The sequence below is a fragment of the Paenibacillus sp. J2TS4 genome (assembly GCF_018403245.1).
In the GTDB taxonomy this organism is placed as follows: Bacteria; Bacillota; Bacilli; order Paenibacillales; family NBRC-103111; genus Paenibacillus_L.
Genome location: NZ_BOSH01000003.1, coordinates 362,657 through 383,558 on the forward strand (window position 1 = coordinate 362,657; position 20,902 = coordinate 383,558).

The 20,902-nt window shown below is 40.6% G+C and carries 16 protein-coding genes and 1 pseudogene; all 17 read right to left on the minus strand.

Going from position 1 to position 20,902, the window contains the following annotated elements:
- The 17 genes and pseudogenes from KJS69_RS08940 to KJS69_RS09020 all read right to left on the minus strand — a co-directional run bounded on the left by KJS69_RS08940 (position 1) and on the right by KJS69_RS09020 (position 20,870).
- Positions 1 to 684 carry a hypothetical protein gene (locus tag KJS69_RS08940; RefSeq protein ID WP_213583378.1) on the minus strand — a complete coding sequence of 228 codons (684 nt, stop codon included), beginning with the start codon at positions 682 to 684 and terminating at the stop codon, positions 1 to 3.
- Positions 685 to 693: 9 nt separating this feature from the next.
- Positions 694 to 1,710 carry a discoidin domain-containing protein gene (locus KJS69_RS08945; protein WP_213583379.1) on the minus strand — a complete coding sequence of 339 codons (1,017 nt, stop codon included), beginning with the start codon at positions 1,708 to 1,710 and terminating at the stop codon, positions 694 to 696.
- Between the two features lies 1 nt (position 1,711).
- A complete protein-coding gene (locus KJS69_RS08950) occupies positions 1,712 to 2,308 on the minus strand; it encodes a hypothetical protein (RefSeq protein WP_213583380.1) in 597 nt (198 codons plus the stop codon).
- A 127-nt stretch (positions 2,309 to 2,435) separates the two neighbouring features.
- Positions 2,436 to 3,311, minus strand: a pseudogene (locus KJS69_RS08955) (IS3 family transposase); the annotation flags it as partial.
- A 14-nt stretch (positions 3,312 to 3,325) separates the two neighbouring features.
- Positions 3,326 to 4,009: a helix-turn-helix domain-containing protein gene (locus KJS69_RS08960; protein ID WP_213583382.1), complete on the minus strand. Its 684-nt coding sequence runs from the start codon at positions 4,007 to 4,009 to the stop codon at positions 3,326 to 3,328.
- A 111-nt stretch (positions 4,010 to 4,120) separates the two neighbouring features.
- Complete coding sequence (locus KJS69_RS08965; protein ID WP_213583383.1) at positions 4,121 to 4,585, minus strand: hypothetical protein; 465 nt, start codon at positions 4,583 to 4,585, stop codon at positions 4,121 to 4,123.
- Positions 4,586 to 4,597: 12 nt separating this feature from the next.
- Positions 4,598 to 5,779 carry a hypothetical protein gene (locus KJS69_RS08970; RefSeq protein ID WP_213583384.1) on the minus strand — a complete coding sequence of 394 codons (1,182 nt, stop codon included), beginning with the start codon at positions 5,777 to 5,779 and terminating at the stop codon, positions 4,598 to 4,600.
- 28 nt (positions 5,780 to 5,807) lie between these two features.
- Positions 5,808 to 6,296, minus strand: a complete 489-nt coding sequence (locus KJS69_RS08975; protein ID WP_213583385.1) for a hypothetical protein — start codon at positions 6,294 to 6,296, stop codon at positions 5,808 to 5,810.
- A 99-nt stretch (positions 6,297 to 6,395) separates the two neighbouring features.
- The gene (locus KJS69_RS08980; RefSeq protein ID WP_213583386.1) at positions 6,396 to 7,109 is read right to left on the minus strand and encodes a stalk domain-containing protein; all 714 of its coding nucleotides are present in this window, start codon (positions 7,107 to 7,109) and stop codon (positions 6,396 to 6,398) included.
- Positions 7,110 to 7,188: 79 nt separating this feature from the next.
- Positions 7,189 to 11,463 carry a phage tail spike protein gene (locus KJS69_RS08985; RefSeq protein ID WP_213583387.1) on the minus strand — a complete coding sequence of 1,425 codons (4,275 nt, stop codon included), beginning with the start codon at positions 11,461 to 11,463 and terminating at the stop codon, positions 7,189 to 7,191.
- A 16-nt stretch (positions 11,464 to 11,479) separates the two neighbouring features.
- Positions 11,480 to 12,124, minus strand: coding sequence for a phage tail family protein (locus KJS69_RS08990; RefSeq protein ID WP_213583388.1), 645 nt, complete (start codon positions 12,122 to 12,124; stop codon positions 11,480 to 11,482).
- 11 nt (positions 12,125 to 12,135) lie between these two features.
- Positions 12,136 to 12,771, minus strand: a complete 636-nt coding sequence (locus KJS69_RS08995) for a hypothetical protein (RefSeq protein WP_213583389.1) — start codon at positions 12,769 to 12,771, stop codon at positions 12,136 to 12,138.
- A gap of 92 nt (positions 12,772 to 12,863) precedes the next feature.
- Entirely contained in the window at positions 12,864 to 13,331 is a 468-nt protein-coding gene (locus tag KJS69_RS09000; protein WP_249730438.1) for a phage tail family protein, read from the minus strand.
- A 117-nt stretch (positions 13,332 to 13,448) separates the two neighbouring features.
- Entirely contained in the window at positions 13,449 to 19,154 is a 5,706-nt protein-coding gene (locus KJS69_RS09005) for a phage tail tape measure protein (protein ID WP_213583390.1), read from the minus strand.
- A gap of 89 nt (positions 19,155 to 19,243) precedes the next feature.
- Entirely contained in the window at positions 19,244 to 19,438 is a 195-nt protein-coding gene (locus KJS69_RS09010; protein ID WP_213583391.1) for a hypothetical protein, read from the minus strand.
- Between the two features lie 91 nt (positions 19,439 to 19,529).
- Entirely contained in the window at positions 19,530 to 20,036 is a 507-nt protein-coding gene (locus KJS69_RS09015; protein ID WP_213583392.1) for a hypothetical protein, read from the minus strand.
- Positions 20,037 to 20,114: 78 nt separating this feature from the next.
- Complete coding sequence (locus KJS69_RS09020; RefSeq protein ID WP_213583393.1) at positions 20,115 to 20,870, minus strand: hypothetical protein; 756 nt, start codon at positions 20,868 to 20,870, stop codon at positions 20,115 to 20,117.
- Between the last annotated feature and the right edge of the window lie 32 nt (positions 20,871 to 20,902).

The window sequence follows — 20,902 nt, forward strand, 5'->3', positions numbered from 1 at the left end:
TTACACCTCACTGTACTCAAATACTGGTCTAAATCCAGTATTGGCGTAGCTACTGCTAACAATTATAAAACCGAGAGTCTTAAGATCATTAGAATTCTCCTGTATGCCTCTCCATGTTCTGTGTAGATTTGAAGCCTTCAAGTTAACATTGGGGTGTGACAAATTAATTTTTGGCGTTTCCTGACAGAAAGTTACACCAATGACATTAAACACATCAGCAGATATCTTGCCAGATAGAATTAAATCCTCTGGAAAATTAACAATATATTTGTCCCATTCATTATTTAAAGGCCATCCACCCAAGTCTTGAGTTGTGTCAGAGCCACTTCCATTCTCATCAGCATAGGCCACTCCACCCGTCAATGATCGGATAACACCAGACACATTATCCAAAATGGTTGACTCTCCCTGGATGGCTTTGTTAGAATTTAAGTATTCCCATGTTACAGTATGAATCCAGACTCTATCAGAAATTAATAAGCCTTTTGCCACTTTAACCATGTACCAGAATCCATTACGATGACTCCAATTTCTGTTGTCAAAAGCTAGTCCAGTTGTAGGTAATTCCGGTTTTCCTCCATCTCCGAGATAATAACCATCATTGTCATGCATTTTAATATAATCACCAATTTGCATATCTTGAATCCTGCTTCTTAATGCCCCTGTAGTTGCTGGAATTGGCATAATATCACCTCAATATATTCTGATTTTATCTATTTTCCTAAAATCGGTTTTTCCAATACTCTTCCGAAATATCTCTCCTTTATATTGCCAACTCAAATCTTGATGCATATTATTAACGTAATCCGTTCTCAATCTCAAACTTCCATCAAAAATTAATTGCTCATCCTGTTCAAATTGGCTTGTTTCTGACTCAGTGAATTCATTTTGTACAATTTGTGACTCACTTTGCTTTCCTATAAGCTCAAGTTTTACCTTGATATATCTGCCTTGCGGAGATGTGATCAGTCCCTCCGAATCTACTAAAGAAAACTCTGAAAAATTAATATTATCATTTGATGTAGAAGTGTAAACTTTAACATTTGATCCTTCAGGTAAATTTTTAATACTGGATATGGATTTAATTTCTCTGTAGAATTGTCCGAGATCGATTTTGGGGAATTCCATGGTTCCACTAGACCTATACAAACTTGAGATATTGTCTACCAACAAGTCGAACTCTCCAATACCTGTATAGTTTGAACCATCTCTTACAGTAAGTCTATGGTAACGGAAAGCAGTCTGATTTACTATTTCATAGCTTCGAGTTTCATAATTTGACCATGTTGGCGTACTAATCTTCTCATCTAAAATTGTCCACTCATCAGCATCATTGCTACCTTCCAAAATCCATGATTTTGGAGTGACACTAGAAGTTGGGTTTGCCATAATTTCATATTTTGTGATTATTTGCTCATTGCCAGGTCCAAAGTCATAATATATCCAACCTGAACTTCCTGAAACTCTCCATCCAGTCCCGGCGTTTTTATCAAATGCTTTAAAAGCGTGATGAACATCGTATCTTCCTGATGCGACAGCACGATAAGGAGATGGGACATTATCGGAAGTCATCTGTACAATAACACTTTTATATCCAATTTTTCCATTCCCCACAACTTCCAACTGCAGCTTCCCGTCCACTATTTCTACATTTTTTTTTATTCCATTATTAAAATCCAACTCTTTTTCGCTTCTGATTACCACTGCCATATTAATTTCCCACCGTCCAGTCGATCATTCCTCCAACTCCGGGCTCGAGAGGGGCTTCAATTTCTGCCACAGTAGTACCATTTTTTCTTATCTCCAATATCCCATTAAGTTCCTGATCCGCTACTAACCAAATGCTCAAATATACCTTACCACCGTAAGGAATTTTACATATCGGCTTAAAAATAAAATTAATCCCATCTATAGTCAACTGCTGCTTATATCCAAAACTATATTCTATGATATTAGTTTCGCTGTTTTTACCAGATGTAACGTCCAGTATAGACTCTGCTCTCTTATATTGGATGATATCGTTATACATAATCAAAGGGTGCCCTGTGAGGTAGTAATCTCTTCCATTCAATTTATAAATAACTTCGATCATCTTCCCAGCGATTTTGAAAGTTCCTCCAAGAACTTCATAATACATTCTCATTCCATATCCGCTAATGCCAAATCTAATCAGTTTATTTTTGTCAATAGAATAAAAGTTATTTGACTGTTTCGTAACATAATCATATTCCATGAAAACAGTATCATCATAATATTCAGCAACCCATATAAAATCTTGAAAAGGTACTGGGCTTTGAGTTAGATCCATAATAAACAACCCCCATTGTATTGGAAATAGAAAAAGTCCACCCAGAATGATCTGCTCCCTGTCAAGTAGACAGTGGAAAAACAAAAAAACTTCCGACACCAATCATTGCTTATGGTTGGTGTCTTTTTTACACTGCTAAACCTTTAAGATACTGCCTGTATTCTAAGGGGGCCATGCTGTTCAATCTCTTCTGGTATCGCTTGTTATTGTAATAATTTATGTATTCTTTTACGGCAGCTTCTAATTCCTCGTACGTATGGAATCTATTTAGGTAATACATTTCAGATTTCATCATTCCCCAAAAGGATTCCATCGGCCCGTTGTCGATGCACCTAGACACTCTAGACATACTTTGTGTCATGCCCGCATCATCTAGTTTCTTCTTAAATATTTTGCTCGTGTATTGAAAGCCACGGTCACTATGAAAGGTAGGTTTCGCATTGGGATAGGTCTGATGTGCGATATCAAAGGTTCTAAAAACAAGTTCATTGTTGTTGAATTGCCCAAGTACAAAAGAAACAATACCTTTATCAGATAAATCAAGGATGGCACTAAGATAAGCTTTACTTTGTTGCCCATACTTCATTTCGGTTACGTCAGTAAGCCACTTCTCGCCGAATACATTGGATTCAAATTCTCTATTCAAGATATTCTCAGCTGTAATTTCAGGCGTTGATTTGATGTAGTTTTTGCGCTTCTTACGGCATACCGATTTTAGATTGAGGATGTCCATGAGTCTGTAGATTCGTTTAAGATTCACGTTCAAATCGTGTTCTCGATTTAGTTTAAGAGTCATCTGACGATATCCGAGAATCCCGTTCCTTTCTTCAAAGGCATCTTTAATCAGAGGAAGCAGAGTCTTATTGAATTTCTCATTATCGCTTTCTTTTCGGTTCAGCCATTTATAATATGAAGAGCGCTGAATACCAGCGATTTTACAAAGTTCTATGACGGGATATGAGTTCGTGTCACTCAACTCACGAATCGTAAGATAGATCGTCTCGTATCTTACTTGACTTAGAACCGCCTCCTTTCGATTTCGCCCAGCTTTTTTAAAAAATCAATCTCCATTTGTTTTCTTCGATTCTCAGCTTCAAGTAGCTTATTCTGCGCCCTCAGTTTCTCCAATTCAGACATCTCACCATCGGATTTTCTTTTCCCACGCTTATCCTGAAGCGCATCAACACCATGCTTAGAGTATTTATTCACCCATGAATACACCTGTTGATAAGATACCTGAAACTTCTGTGCAGTTTTGGCAAAATTGTTTTGATGCTCAATGCAGTATTTAACGATTTCAACTCTTTCATCATAAGTCGTGGATCTCCCTTTGGTCATGACTGGCACTCCTCCCGAACCAGAAGTTTTCAGGTTCTCATGACCATTATACTTTACAACCCAGTTCTGCAATTGTGTTTTTGATTTTAAGCCATACTTTTTGCAAATATCCCTGTAAGAACCGCTGCCCGAAAGGTAATCTTCGACTGCCGCTACCTTTAATGATGCAGGGTAGGAGGTGTTCTTTGATAAATTAAGTAATCCAGCAGGCCCTAAAGACTGATAATTATGGAGCCATTGCACTAAAGAGCTTTTGTTGACATTAAGCTGGGATGCTATATGTTTCAGAGAATCTTCCCCACGTAGATATTTTTCAACGGCTGCTATCTTCTCAGCTGTAGATAATTTCGATTTACGGGACATAAAAAAGCTCCTCCTTGTGGTAGACAGTTTTATTATTTCCACTGTCTACCACAAGGGGAGCATATCAGAAAGGGTGGACTAATCATGATATTTTTGTGTTTGGTCTAAATTTTAGGTATAGGTATAAGAAACACGCAGTAGAAAGTTAACATTTCCCGCCGTAGCTGTAACATGCGGTTGAGCATGAAGTGTCACTTGACAAAAGTTGTTTAAAGCATTTGTCTTAGTACCATCGTTTTTTGTCCCCTTGATCGTTCCCGCTGGTGCAGTTCCCCCTGCCTTAATTGTCTTTGTTACTTCGCCACCAACAGGGGTAAAACTATTTTCGTTCATTGAATCTACCCGAACCCTTATCCACTTATTTGAAATAATTTCGCCTTCATTCCCTCCAGACTCATCTTTCGTGGTTATAGTGCAATCCGTCATATCGGCAATGTCTTCTGTGCCTCCACGGTTATTCCAAATCAAAAAAGTTGTATCATCTGAAGTATTTCCTGCATCTACAGTGCCGATTTGCCAGTTTGTAATTTGTGATGTGTTTGAAACGTTATACCAACTTACTTGCGGTTGACCCATATATAATTCCTCCTATATTTCATTTTTTATTTTAATATCAATTTGAACTGTAACTCCCTTGATGTTATTATCTAACTGAATAGCATTGAGTCTAAAATAATCTCCTTTCTTTACTTTTTTTATTTTGAATAATGGTTCACTACCTAGACGTTCGTTTGGGTAGATAAATATATTCCTTGAAAAAATCCCTTCCCATATGTTATTCAAAGTAAATTCCTCTTTGGAGATTTTTTCAACTTGTAGTTCCAATGGTCTGATAAAACCTGGTTTATTGCAAAATGCATAGGCTTTAATTATTTCACCATCAAAAGGAAATTGAATTAAAAAATTTTGCACCCCAGATTCTGGCATAAAGGGGACAACAAATATAACACTTCGGACAACAAAATTAACGTAATCATCTCTTTTTAATAGGCCACTGCTTGTTTCAGAAGCAAAAGGAATGGAATTTCCAGTGTAGTTATCAATCAATCTCCATATATTCCCTTGGATACCATCATACCTGTAAATCTCACCTGTATCTTCGATCATTACTCTCCATCCATTATCTGGATTGGGGTAAAATCTAGTTAAGTCGTCATAGGTCGGAACAGGTTCTTTATAAATCATAATAGTGGAAGCCGCAGCTTCAGCCGCTTCCTGTGTGGCTATTTTAGCATCCTGTGTTGCTTTAGTTGCATTATCCGTGGCCTGATTAGCGTTAATTGTTGCATTCATTGCTTCCTCAATAACTTGAAGTAGATGACTAACCGAATTTTCTGAATCCTTCAACCTTTTGGAAGCCTCTTCAATAATTTCTTGAAGGTTTTTTACGACTTCTGGATTGTTTTGAATCATGGCATATATTCGAGAAGCAGGATACATAATCAGGCCTCTACCTTTGTAGTTGCACAGGAAGGTCTTTCCCTCTTGAGAGGGATGAAATTGAATATTGCCTATTTGATAATTCACCAGAAATTCATGCGGTAAGAGTTCTCTTTTTCTCTCAAAAACCTCTTGGCTTACCTCTGTTAGACCTGAGATGCAAACTTTGTAATGGGATGATGGAATTTCTAGTAGAGTAATCTGGTTATTAATGACGGGTAGAGAATCTACTCGATCTACATAGGGATCGCCTTCTGTTCCGCGCCGAAAATCGATAAATAAAGGATCGTTGTATTGCAAATGAGATGTAATATTATTTATAGAATTCACCCCCTTTCAGATTGTTTTCTTTATTGTTTTATCCAATAAAGACATTGGTGCTACCACCCATAATTTGAGAAATAGTAGCCAGGTGTGTAGTTACCATTGAACCATTAATTGCTACTAGGCTTCCATTAGCAAAAACTTTAGAAGAGTTTCCAAAGGTTACTGAGCCAACTCCGCTCCCAGAGGTACCTGGAGACACACTAACTACTTCTGACTTTAATGGCGTACTAACCCATTTTTCGGAAGTGTTGCTTGAAGTTGTAACAACTAAACTTCCATTTACATATACACCATTTGAGGATGCAATAACACTCCCATTTACGATTGCATCTGCAGAGTCGTTAAAATACCTCCATCCGCCAACCCAATAGCAATCTTCACCTATGGGGTTCCCTTCTTCATCGTAAATCGTGTCACATACTTCTCTAAACCTGTCGTCCCAAACGCGATAAGTGTAGGAAATATATCCAGACGCTATTGATTGTTGAATATTTAAACCATCGTAAGCTATCCCAGACACTCTTAAACACTTCCTTTAAAATACTTCTTTTAATCGAAAAAGAGCCGCAATATGCGACTCTGATTATTATAAAGTACTTCATTAATTTCTTAGTGGTTATTACTCATCATACATTCTCAAACTTCTGAACGTTGAAGATGTTTTATCAGCATAATCTATAGGCATCTTTCCATCAGAATCTTTAATCTTAGTTTTTACTTCAAAGTAGTTAGTTAACTCTCCATAAAAAAAATCATTATTCTCAATGACTGCTATATGAAGCGGCGTCTTTCCTTCTCTATTCGCAAGCTCTGGATCAACACCTCTATATTTCAAAACTTCATATACTGGGAAGTTGTTTTCTTTTATGGCTAATATAAATAAAGAGTCTCCTGTTTCTTCATCTTGGCTATTAACATCAAGAATTCCGTTTTCAATTGCAGTTTTGATCTTTTCGGCATTTAACTTTCCATCTTCCGAATATTTTGTTGCTAAATCCTTTATATATTTCCCCTCAACCACACTCTTTTCCTCCATTAGTTCACCTTTGCCACTATCATCATTTGTCAAATATTTTTTTCCATCATTGGATAGTGAAATAGTACGTGAAACATTTTCATACTGAACTTCATACCCGAGCATCTCACTAATCTCTCTCACTTTCAAATAAGTACTCCCATCTACAACTAACGGTTCCTGCTCAAGAGAAACTTTGTTCCCATTTACCAATACATTAAAATCAGCAAACATACCAGTTATTTGGCTGGCTGCATAGACACTTGTTCCAGTAGCTACCAAAGCACCTACAATTACACCTGCAATAAATTTCTTCAATTAAATAACCTCCCGATTTTACAATAGATATAGGTAAATATACCCATATCTATTGTATCGGATACTTTTATTTTTTTCATTAATTTAAATGTATTTCTGAACCATTGATGTTTACTCTTCCACTTGCTGTAAAATTAATATCTCCATTGATATTAGCCTTTAAGCCTTTGCTGTTCATTTCAAACAAAGAACCATTTGACATTTTCATAACAATTGATCCGTTTTCGGCATAGACTTCATAATCCTTGCCGCTTATTAATACCTCTCCATCTTCAGAATAAATATCAATCCTAGAATCTCTGAATTCTAAACTTCTTTTTTTGGCATAGTTGCTTGAATAGTATGCTTGATTGTAATACCCATTTCCTTTTTCAATATATACCTTTGCTGAATCGTGCTTCCCATCTGTTGAATTATTAACTCCACCATCCCCAGCACCAATGATATCCCTGGGAGTGGCCTGAGCTCCTGAACCCATAAAGCTAATTTCCCGTTTTATTTCCTTGTTATTAATACTATATTCATACATAGGGTAAGCAGTTGCTTGTGTAGTTGCATATTTTTGTTTTGCATCCGTCCAGTACAACAATCTACCATTATAATCTTTTGCCTGAGTTCTTCCATTTATTGCAGCAGTAATCCATCTGATATAGTTGTCCTGTGCCTCAACATAATCGATTTTCCCACCAACGTTTAAGTTTTTTGGCAATGTTTTTAGTCGATTAACCGTCAGATCATTAATTATTGCCTCCCCACTTATTAAATTATTCACAATAATATTTTGGGCATCTAATCTTCCAACTCCTTCAACATCAAAATTATTTAGATATAATTTTCGCTGAGAGGCATCAATGAGCAGAGTATCTTCTGTTGAACCTCCCATAGGATCTGCTGTTATCTTCAGTCGTTTTGCCACGAGGTCAATTGCATGTAAAACTCCATTAGTGTCTGCCCAAAATACATCTTGATTATTTCTTTGAATAAATATGCCTCTTGTTGCATTAAGTCCAGTTTTTACTACTCCATCAGAACGAGTCACTATTATTCCGTTAATGGGATCAATATTTATCCCATTGGTGAGTTTACCATTTAACATATCTACATTTGTGTCAAATATTCGAAGCCCTCTGGCTTCAATCACTCCATCAGTTCCTACTTTGAATTGGTCGATCCATGAGCCACCGTTATTTTTTTGTAATAAAATACCATGAGTAGCATTAAATATTGCCTTGAATTTATTGTCAGACCTTTCAACTAGTAGTCCATTTTGAGCATCCATTGTTACTTTATTATAGGGAACTCCCAACTGCCAAGAGTTGTATTTTAAAACATTTGTAATTTCGTTAATAATCCGTTTAGCCTGATCGTAGTAGCCTTGGAACTTCGCTTTAAATTCATTTCTATCAACAGGAGTGGTAACATTCATATCTGCAAGTAATGGCTCTACGTAATTCCCCAGTTCTTGAAAAGCAGTAACAAAAGGGGGGATATGAATGTGGCTGATGGTGCGCTTATCTCGATCTGAGTATTCATATTGCTCGGCTTGATACTTTAGTTTTTGGTATTCGGTTTGGATCGTTTCCCATTCCTGCTTTAATGTGAGCTTCTCAATAGGGGTCAGTTTCCCGTCTGTAATAATGTGTTCGAATCTTCCGATGTTCAGGTAATGAATGTTCGAATCAAGCATCAAGTCATCCAAATCGTTAACGATTCGAAGGCGTTTGGCAATCAAGTCATGACTATAAAATTGACCATTAAGATCGGCAAAGAACTTTTTGTCCCATCGGTTGTTTTCAAAGCGTTCGATACTAATTCCCTCTGTGGCATTTACTTTAGTTCTTACCGCATTGTCCGATCGAGTAATCATTAAACCGTCTATATTGTCTAGTGTAATTCCGTTATTAAGTGTTCCGGAAGCATAGTCGATTTTTACCCCTTTAAGGTTCATAAACCCATTTGCATCCAGCCACGCTACAGGCTCCAGATCAGCCCCGTTTTTCCGTAATACCTTCATTCCGTCATGGGCATCCATCAGAATGCGGTTTGTAATAGAAGTATTATTACAGTTGTCCTGTTCATACCGATGGATAGAGATTCCAAATTTATCCGGATTCTGCTCATACAAACCAATCTTCATAGCTTCCCGTTCACAACGGTCTGTAATCGTAGTCAACGGGCCATCAGTTAGCCATATCCCATCATCGTCGCCAATTATGACTCTAGTTCCCAGAATAATTTTTCCCATCAGCCTTTCGGCTATAATTCCATCCGGGGTTATCGCTGTTTCGTACTTAAGCCCGCCGCTGCGAGTCAGACCTAGAGCGCCATGCGTGGCTCTGAGAAACCGGTTCGGATCGTTCGGGTCAATAATAGTAATTCCTTTATGATCGATAGTTACAAACTCGTTGTTGGCCATATTAATTTCACGAGTAACTTCGTTCCAGAAATTGTCGAGGATTCGACCTACAACTCCCAAGTCTACCTTGTTCTGATCCCACTTGAATTTCTCCATATCAACTTTCGTGGAAGTATTCAGACCTTTCTCAATATACTTGGCCAGTTTCTTTGATTCGTCGTCGATATTCGTAACATTGGCGATCGTTAGATTAATGTTCATTTCTTCATAGTCAAAGGAGATTTCAATAATTTTAGCGGTTACTTTAACCCCTATTTTTTCATATTCGATAATAACCTCGTCGCCAAGTCTAAGCTTATCCCAATTATGCTGTTCTTCAACAATTTCAAGGAAATTAACGATGTCGATATTTACAGAAGTTTGGGGCTGGCGCAGCTCGTCGAATCTTTCTTTGGCATCCTTGTATAAATCTTTGTCGTGGATGTAGTTTTCATCCGAAAACTCACGTTCAATAACATACGTATTTAATTCCCGGATTAGCTCAAAGGTGAAGTTATTCTCCACAGCCAATGTATGAGTTAAATTCTGGATGTCCTTATCCACTACATCCATTTGACTTTGCAGAAGATCGATTTCCTGCTGCTTAGCAGTAATCTGCATTTGTTTATTGTCCAGGCTATACTTCTCGATGAGTGCTTCTTCATTAGAGCTCTGGGAATATTCGTCGTCTGATATTTTAGCAATTTGTATAAATACTTCTGTATCCTTAGCGGAGCCACTGATCTCATAAGTAGTCAGGTTGGTCAATTGGAGCTTATTCAGCGCCACCCATTGGTTAGCTACAATATTTTTCTTAATCCCGTCCAATCTCACTTCGAGATTATTCTTATTTGCTACTTTACAGAAGACGGCATAACAATAACTGGGATTTAACTGTGTGGTTTCGATGACTCTTTCACCGTCATAAGAGAATTTGCTAAACCACATGGTATTGTCGTATTGCTGCAAAAGGACCGTCTTACTAATAAGTGATTCTTGAATTCGTAATCCGTCCATCTGGCTCTCGAATTCGGATAATTGTTCCTGCATTTTTTCTTTGTCGGACAAGAAGCGTTCAAATTCGCCTTGTTTGCTAGTAATCAAATCATTATAATCCAACAAAGCATGGCATAAAGAATCACTCATATAATGACTTGAAGAGAGGACACGTCCATGATCTCGTTCAAATGGATACATGAAGTAGCTAAAGTCCTCCAAATAGTTTTGTCCTGTTGGATTCACTCTCTCGATGCTTAACCCGTCTTTACCAAATACTTTTAACCGGGTCACCATTTCGTCGGCGTCGGATTCTTTTCCTAATGATTTTAAATAGTGTCCATAAGAAAATTTCAGCCCTTTATTGATTCCCGTATATTCAGGCTTGATAAGCCTTAGAGTCCGCATTATCGTATTCCATTGGATGATGGCATTAAAGGTTTCGGCAATTTTAAATACAGCGTCAAGGACGGTTGTATTGGTAAAATCAAAATCCCTGTAGGTTTTTTCAAAATCAGGGTCCAGATGATCGATCGCCCATAACGTTTCAGACAGCACCTCATTTAGTGATTGCCTCGCATTTTTAGATTCCAGTTTTAACGCTCTGACCAGCTTGTCCTTTAATTCATAACCAAGCGAAAAGGCGCTTACGGACATATGATCCTTTTCTTCATCCATGTTGTCATTAATTTTGTTGATTAAATATAGTTCTTTTTGTGATCCCAGCCAAACTTCTAAGAGGTACCTTTCCTTCAATAGATCGACATTCGGATTTCGCTCTTCCTTATGATAGATATTAACGTAGTAGGGAAGATCGAAGGAGATTTCGTTCAGTGAAGTCAGCTTAATATTTTGTTTAATATTAAAGGCTTCGCTAAGCTTGCTGATGATAGTTCCATCTGGCTTCGATACAAAGATTCGTGGCTTTACCGGTTTCTTGTACGGATCGATATCGCCTAACATAGATTCACCTCTATTCCTAGCCTTGCAGTAATTTGAATTGGTGTCTGAATTGCAGCTTGGCGTTTCCGATGATTCGTAACACATTGATTCCAGAAGGGAATTCCAAGTATTGGTCGTTAAAATTCGAGTATCGATACGTAGCAGCCAAGCTCGTTTCGATCTGCTCCTTCTCGGAATTGACATAGACGGTTTCTCCGTCAATCAAATCAGTAAACTTGAACTGCTCGTTTCCATTGGATGTGTTAATCATCGTAAAATCACCATTGTCCATTTTAGTAATCCATAATTCAGGCTTTAAAGGGACATCTCCTTTGTTGTTAAATTCTAAGACGGGTTCCAAATAAAAAGAGACACTGGATAGTGTGGGAGTCAAACTCTTATCCGTTGTCTCTGCGGTAAACCGATATTTAAGAACAGCATTTTTAAGTGGAGTACCGGATTGGATTTGCGGAACCGGGCCTCCATTGACAGCCTTCATCCAACCGTCCCAATCTCTACCGTCATTGAAGGAAACATTCGTTTCCATCGTTACTGAGGTGCCATGAGGAGTCATCGCATCCCAGGAAATAATGGAAATAGCCCCGTCGCCATCCAAGCGGATGGGAAAATTCGGAGAGGTACGATATCCTTTATATTTTGCTAAATAGGACCATGTTGCCATTGACTCTCACCTCAATCTATTTTTCCAAAAGGTCTGAATGATGCAGCAGGACCTGCTTCTTTCCAAGTTGCGATCCGGTATCCCGTCCATACCACCATTCCGTCATCGACGGTTCCTCCATCCAGGGTAGACCAGGTTGGCTCGGATACCCCAGATATTCCAGCTACTGTACATACGTAAAACCGATTGTTTTCGAGTGAAGGGAGGACCACATGATATAGCTCATACTTTTTGGAAGGTTGCCATGTAGTAGCCCTGTCTATATCTTTAATTGTACTTCCCGCTGATACGGGAAACCGAGGCTCAGTTACTCCGCTTCTCCCTGACTGGGTACATTCATAAACATGTCCATTGTTGCTGGCTGTAACGACCTTGTCACCAACAGTGTAGGATTTCAAGGGGTTCCATTGGGGAGCAGCGCTTCCTTCTCTTAAATTAATCCATCCAATATACCCCTCTGCAGTTGCATTTTTCTTATATATTTTGGCATCTCTTTTCCAGGTTCCGGTAGCAGGTGGAGCTTCCAAGTATAGATCGGAAGCATCGTCAAGAATTTGGAAATTTTTACCCAAGTCTATAATCGTTTGCTGAATTTCGTCAGATAGCGCCGGTTTAATTAATTTCAATTTATCTGTAATTGTTGACATGCTAACCCTCCATTCTAATAGCTATAAGGCAGTGTAGTGAGAGACAGGTCACCCTAAATATGGTCCCTCGCATTGCCGCTGAAATTAACCTCCTACATACTACTCCAGGTTTTGCTTGGAGAAATGTTAATCCATTTTGTTTTATTGGCATCCAGTTGTAAATGCCCTTCGTTATTCATAATTAATTGATCTAAAGAGCCTTGGGAGAAATGATTGTCATTCATTGTAAGGGGGGACTCTCTCCATTCGTATATCCGCGATACCGAGACAGGTGAATAGGAATAAGGATCGCTGCAGCGCATTTGGAGCTGGATATATCCTTGCCTTAGCCCGTTGTGTAAAAGCTGGGAATCGGAGTAAAGCATACAGTAAAAAATTCTTTCCGGATTAGAGGCAGTATAAAACGGGCAATAGTGATCCTTATCCAGCCATCTGGCAACGTCTCTTATTTTGGATTCGTCATAACTATCTTTGAAAGCAAAGGTTAATGAAAAAACAAGAGGGGAACGCTTTATCCCTTGAAAATAAGGGCGGTCGTTCCCCCGAATCGATACTTCCATGACTTCTTTCTCCGCAACGAATGGTTCCGCAAAAAGTCCGGAATCGAGCTGAACATTGATCAGCCCCATATCTACAGAGTAGATTCCGTCGTAATAAAAATCGGTTGCCTCTTTCAGTTAAATCACTCCCTTGGCAGACAAAGTTTTGATAATGATGGAAGATACTTCTTCCGCACCTTTGCGATCTCCCATTACTTTATCAATCTGGATCTGGATATGGTTGGCGGGCTTTTGCATGTCATTCACTCTCATCACAGGCGGAATGAGCTTGGAGAGGCTGAATGAATTTAGGCCGCTGCTGATTTTGCTAGCCAAGTCTGTAATGGGATTGCTCTTGACCACCAGTTCACCGTTTTTCAAGATGGAGAGCCTCTCGTCAGAGCCCAGGTTGAACAGCATATGAAGGCTCTCGACGATAGAAGAACCTTTGCCACCGACAATACCGCCGTCATGAAACAGCGGGAGCCCATTCTTATACCAAGTGCCTTCGGGGGCATTGTAGGTTGCGCCAATCTGCGAACCTATCTTCTGGTTGTCTTGTTGGTATTTCTCTCTATTAATAGGATCCTGGTGCCAGAGCTCGCTATTTTTTTTCATTTCATTAATCCTACTCTGTTCATCAGTTGATGATGGGGAATAGTACCCCGTTGTTTCTTGAGTAGGAGAAGGAGTAATTCTGTTATCGAAATTCATCTTTCCAATGGTTGTAAATTTAGCAATAATATCCTCCAGCTTTTTTATAAGTGTATTGTCTAGATCGCGCGCGATATTAGAAAATTCAGAGTTTAGGTTGTTGGAGGCCAGTGAAAGGTTTTGAGATAGTTTGTTCATAGTATTTAGCATGTTCTCAGAAATGCTGTTGCCAATTTCCTGGCTGTTAGATAGAATGAAGCCCCGAAACTCTCCGAATTTTTCCATAACACTACTGATATTGCCTTTCATAATCTCTTCTCGGAGAAGGGCAAATTTTCGTTCATCGTTCAGTAAGTCTTCATAGTGCTTCTCTGTCTTATCTTTCAGCTGATCCAGACGTTCTTTTTCTTTTTGCAAGGCGGATTCGGCTATTTCTTTTTCTTTATCTGTGCTTTTTTTCTTTTCCTCCAGCTGCCTTTGCAGATGCTTTTTTAGCTCCTCTCGGGAACGTTGCTGCTGAAACTCTTCAATTTGTTCATTTTTTTCATTCAATTGTTTTTGTAATTCTGCAAGCTCGGCCTGTGCTTCCCTGGAGTCATTTAATTTCTTAGTTTCAATTTTGGAATGAAGCTCATTCCGTTCTTTCAATAGTTTATTTAACTCTTTGTTGTAATCTTCCTCGCTTGCTTGATCATCCATAGCCCTTGTCATAGCATTAACTTTTTCCTCGTATTTCTTTGTTTCTTCATCGATCATTTTGATCTTATCGCTATGGGCTCTTTCTAACACTTTTATTTCTTCTTCAATGGCCTTAATAGCCATTTCTTTTTGTTTACGGTACATCTCTTTGTAAAGATGGATGACATCCTCCGCAAGCTTCTCTAATTGACTTTTAATAGTCTTGTTAGTGTCCTTCATAGCTGTAGCAATTTCCATTTGAGCCATAACCGATTGCTTGAGCTGCCCGTTCAGTTCGTTCCAATTATCCTCGGTAAGATGGACATCTTTCATCTGCTCTCTAATGACTTTTTCATGAGCTTCCTCTGCGGCCAGTTTGTCCTTAAGGATGTCTAGTTGTTTGGATAGTTCGTCCGTGTATGACTGGGTTCCTTCCTCAAGGTGCTTCAACCGTTCATTAGAAATTTTTAAAGCTTCGTCGTATTTCCTGACATGATTCGCAGACTCTTCTATTAAGGAATTAATTTTTTTGAAATGGGTGTTTTCTATTGTTTTATTGAAATCCCACCAGGAAGAGGACAATTCTTCAATTCGATCATTTAGCAATTTCTTTTGCTCTATAGTTAATAACTCATCTTGCAATAAAGCCCGAAGCTCTTCCGCTTCCAAATGAACAGCTGCTTGTTTTTGCTTGAGCAAGTCAATTTGCTTCGAAAGCTCATCCCTGTACGTTGCGGAAATGGAAGGGTACTTCTCCATCGTTCGTAAGGATTCATCGAATCCTTTTTTCATCACCTCCAAAGTGCTGCTTGTCGTATCTCTTATATTATTAAGCGTATTAGTAAAAACATTATTGCGGCTGCTTAATCCGTCCTTATGATCGCTTTTCCATTTGTTGGAGAGATCGTCCGCAGCGTTGTTGACTTGCTCTATCATATCTATGTAGTAGTTAAACAGGTCTCTTTCCTGCTTGAGACCCTTCAGCTCCAGTTCCTCTCGGAACTTCTGAATCTCTACCTGAGAAATTTCCGTGAAGCTCCGTCCCTGTCTAAAATCGCTAAATTTCTGATCCAATTCCGGGATGATTTCATTGTCTCTCATAGTGCGCAGCGACTCAGCGACTCCGTGATACTTCTTTTTTCTTTCCTCCAATAAAACGTTCAATTCTTTTTCAAGTGAAATTTTTTCATGCAAGTCCCCATTCAGATCAGCATTCTCCATTAGATACTTCGTTTCGAGGATTTTCCCATCAATGGTCTCTAGTTGTTTTAAAGTATCCTCCATTTGCTGTTTAAATGTGGGCAAGGGCTCTGCTTCCTTCTCTTGGCTTGTAGATGTTTTATTTTGACTGGAGGAACGATGATTAGCTGGAGTACCAAAATTCGGATCAGAAACAACCCGTTCCAATTGTTCTATTTGGTTTTCAATTTCGATGTAGTCTTTTAATTGGCTGCTAATATTTTGCAAGCCCTTTTTGTGAGCATCCAGAATCGGCTCCGGGATCCCGTATTTTTCTGGAAGAGAGGGGTCGTCTAACTCGGCTATTTTACTCTCAATGGCTTCCAGGTTGTCTAGCGCATCTTTTTTTCCTTGCAGTGCTTTAAGCTCTAGTCCATATGCTTTTATTCTCGACATAGAGCTGACAACTGTAGCTAGAGTCATTTTTCTCTCAGAATCTAAATCATCTATCGCTTTTTGGACTTTAGCTTTTCTCAGGTTTTCCAGAGCTTCTTTTTCAATGGTCCAGCCATCTGTTACTTTCTCTATATGGCCCGCCAATTCCGGATATTGAATAATTAAATCGGCTACGGCTTCGCCTGAAAGAGACTGGCCTTCAGATAAATCTCCCATGACTTGATTTAACTTTTTAATTTCGGAGGAGACCTCTTGAAATTTGTCTTGTAATTTCTCTGTTTGATCTGCCGTCTGTTCAAGGCCTCGGTTAAAAGCGTCTGTCTCGTCAGTCATTTGGTTAAAGCTTGTTTGTAAAAGAATATTTTGGAGCGATTCCAGCTCCTCGCCGGTCAGCTTAATGCCCTCTGGCAGATTATTAAATAGGCGATCAACATCATCGATATTTTGAATATCCGCCGTCTGAAAAAGGGTAAACAGCCTTTCCAACTGGAGAGTGTCTAATTTAAGATTGCTTTTGGCGGACACGGAAGCTATTGCGTCAAAGAGTATTCGGGTGCTTTGATTAATCTTCACACCATTTGCTTCCATTCCATCCACATAGTTTTGAAACTCTGCCTTGAGCGCTTTTTCTTTGACTCTAACGGATTCATTGAGCTTGTTGCTTTGTTCTTCCCATTTCTTCTGGGCTTCCGCCAGCTCTTTGGCCAGCTGCTGCCCCATGACTTTCATTGAGGTGGCATGATTTTTATCGTTGGGATCGAGACCGATCACGGAGGTGAGCTTCGTTGTAAAATATCCGCCTTCATTGCTCATGGCCATGTTGTTATCCCGGTTTTCAAGAAATTCGCTATATTTAGCCCTTAGTTCGTCCAGAGATTGCTTGGCTTCTTCAGTTTTGCTCAACTGTTTCTCAATCTGGCTATCCATGGAGGCTTCCTTGCTGCGATAGGCTAAAGAGGCTTTTTCACGTTCCAGATTTATTTCTTCCTGGAGAAAGGTTAGATGCTGTTTAATGGCCGTACTATTCCGCTTGTAAGCGTCCGATTGTTCATCTAATGAGTGGAGTGCTATACCAAATTGAGATTGCAGTTCATTCTCTACATGGGATAATTTAATTTTTTCTTCAGCGGTTTTAGTCGTTTTCTGCGCCAACTCATCGTATTGTTGGGATAATTCTTTTAATCGACTTGCAGAAGCCGTCTGTTCGTTTAAACGGTCTAGTGAAGTTGAAGTTTGCTCCAATTCATCCTGGGTTGCTGCCAGTTTACCTACTAACCATTCGAGCCCCGCACCAATAGCGACTGCAATTAAGCCAATGCCGGTAGAAGCCAAGAAGCCTTTCCACGTAATATTCAGTGTTCTAATGGTAGCAATCAGTCCTCTGAGGCTGGTTGATGCAATCGCTGTGGCCGGTACGATACCTAGAATACTTCGAACTACATTCGCGTTAGCTATGAGGAATAGTTTGAACACGTTCTTCAAGGCGATCGTTGAAATAGCGGCAGCACCAAACACTACAGGAAGAACCCCCACCTTATCCACCAGCCAGGCCAATTGATTGGCTAATGTGGTCGCCACCTGGATCAGGCTGATTAGGGAGTCGGTGACCAAGGCATGGCCAAATGCGATGGAGAGCTCCTGCCAGGCCGTTTGCATGCGCTGGATGCGTGCCTCCAGGGAGTTCATGTACTCGCTGTTATCCCGCATGGCGGAGCCTTGAGAATTCAACGCGGTTTCGGTGGCCCGAAGGCCCGTCTGATAGTTGTTCATGAGCGTCATAAAACGCGAGTATTGATCCTGTCCGGCCAACTGAATAGCCAGATTGCGCTGAGTCTGGTCGGATAACGTGTTCCATTTGCCGGCCAATTCGTCCAGCAGGGCTGTGGCGGACTTCATTTCTCCGTTGGCTGCCGCAATGGAGAGGCCGACGGTGCGTAAGGCATCGGCGGAACCGCTTCTGGTGGTGAGACGGGAATAAATCTCCTTCAAGCTCTCCCCGACGATGCTCCCGCTTTCGCGGGTAACGGATCCTATTGCTGTAATGTGGCCGAGCATTTCTTCCATTGATACGCCCATCGTGCGGGCTGCGCTTCCACTGGCCGTCATCGCCAGGGCCAGATTTTTGGCATCGATCGCGAACTGGTTGTCGACTGCGTTGAGGGCGTCGACGACTTGAATGGATTTGGCCGCCACCATATTAAAATGCGTCATCGCCGACGTTAGCGAGGCGATCGCTTCCTCGCCTGACAATTCGCTCAGATTGGTCATCAGAGTGGCCGCCTTCGTTAAGTCCAGCACCTGATCCTCTTTGTAGCCCTGTCTGGCGAAGCCGGTCATCGTTTCGTTAATCTGGGCTACGCTGCGTCCTAGCTGTGAGGACAGGTCTATACTGCGGCGAAGCATCTGATCGAAATTCGTGTCTTTATCCATGACACGCTTTAATCCGTTCATTTGCTTATCTACTTCAATCAAGGTGCTGACCATGGTTTGAAGCGCGCGCAGCGGGAGATGGACAGCCCAATTCTGAAGCTTCTTCTTGTAGGCGTCCAGAAAGGGGGAAGAGGCGGTTTTCTTCATGGCCTCCTCCTGTTTACTGACGCTTCCGGTCGTGGCGTCGACCGCCTTTTGGAAAGCACGGGTTTCTTTGGTGCTTTCACTAAGTACGGAAGTCCACTGGCTTATACTTATTTGCTCCATAGCTTGCGTGAAGCTGCGAATAGATTGCAGCAAGCTTTGATCTATATTAAATTTTAATTTAATTTTCTGTAAGGAGGATTGCTCTTGAATTGTTTTGATCGCTTTGTTAATATTCCGAATCGACTTCTGAATATCCAATTCAGCCGTCAATATATATTTGAGGTCTTTATTTGCTGCCATTACCGGCCCACTCCTTTCTTTTCCATTAACAAAGAAGCGGCCGATAGGGACGCTCCATTAATCTTTTGCCAACATTATATAATCATTTCTTAAACATTCGTTGTTTTTTCGTTCTGTTCACTGTTATTTTCCATATCGTCTTTATCGTCTGGAAGGGGATGGTTTAGAAGCTGCAGAATTTCGTTATAGGCGGGAACTTCTTTTCCCTTCAGCGGAACCTCTTGAAGGAATAACAACAGGTTCGTTAAAACTTGTTCAGTAAAGATGTACTTGTATTTAGGCATATTATATAACTCCCTTTCTCACAAAATTTATAATTGCTCCAAACAACATGAAGATAGACAGGTTGAAACGGATACGCCTGCTGCTGCCCGGTTACAACTGCGGGTTGGCGGGCTCCTGGTTTGCCGCTTTATCCTGTTCCTGCAGGCTGGCCGCAATGGCCGCTTCTCCGATTTGCTTGCCGAATTCCGCAGAAATCTTGTTTATTTCTTCTTCTAATCTAGCCAATTGATCACTGGGGAAGGCGTCCCAGATTTCCTTGAGAATTCCGGTATCGAGCAATTGGGCGGATACTTTGATCAAGTCGTCGATCCTGGATAGGTCGGGGATCGGCGCGTCGGAAAATTCCTTGACCGCCAGCGTGCTGATCAAGGCTACCGATCTCATAATGGTGCGGTCCGTTATGTTTTTGCGCGATTTCAGCTCCGTAATGATTTTTAAGTAATCCATCGCGACATCCTGGATTTTGCTTAATTTGAAGTAGGTATCGATTTGGACTTCGTATTGTCCCAGCACGGTTATTTTTTTACGTTGATTCAGCTGCGAATCGATTTTATGGAGTACGGTTTTCGTCAGTTTTTTTGATGGTTTTGCCGCCATGCCTGCAGCTCCTCTCAGTTCCTTTAAGGGATGATTTATGTATATAAAAAGGGGCGATGTCTCGCCCCCGCTTCTGGATTAGTCTTCCAGAACGTCGATAATGACCATTGCGGTAGATGCGCTGTCCTTCAGCACTTCGGTTTCAAAGCTGAACGGTTGAGCGTCGCCGCTCGCCGCCATGCCAATGGTGAAATTCGGCTTTACTTTCAATTTCGGAATCGTGAACAAGGCGGGAACGTCTTTCCCGGCTTCATTCCTCCACAGCGTTTCTCCCTCCAGCAGGTAAGTGCCGGGGAATTTGGAGCTGTCGATTACGATCGATTCCGCTTTGGCCGGGGCCTCCACGTAGTAATCGGCAATAACTTGATCTCCGGCCTGAGGCAGGGAATCGCCGCTCAGCTTCACTTGGTTTCCTTCCACCGTTCCGGTTAGCTTGGCGTCCATCGAGGTTCCGTCAGAAGTGGCATAGAAGAAGGAAGGGTAACCGGCCGCGGCTGTTGGCGCCTTAGACAAGGTAATAATCGTCTCGCCGCCGTCTTCTGTAACAGACAGCACTTCTTTCTTATGTACCGGCTTGGCCGTTGCTTTAAATTCATTGCCGACAAGAACGCTTAAAGAAGCTTTGGAGATCAGCGCATCCTCCATGTTCATCACGATTTCCTTATCCGAATCCCAACCGATGAGCTTCGGATTGCCGCGTCCGCCGCGCGCGTAAACGGTCTCTCCGCTCGTCTCCAGACTGGAGGTAGTCAAGCTCTCCAAATAGACAACCGGTTCCTTGGTAGTTACATCCTTAAGAACAACATTACAAATTTCGCGTACACCATATCTCATATATTTTTCCTCCTGTATAGTCTAAATAGTAA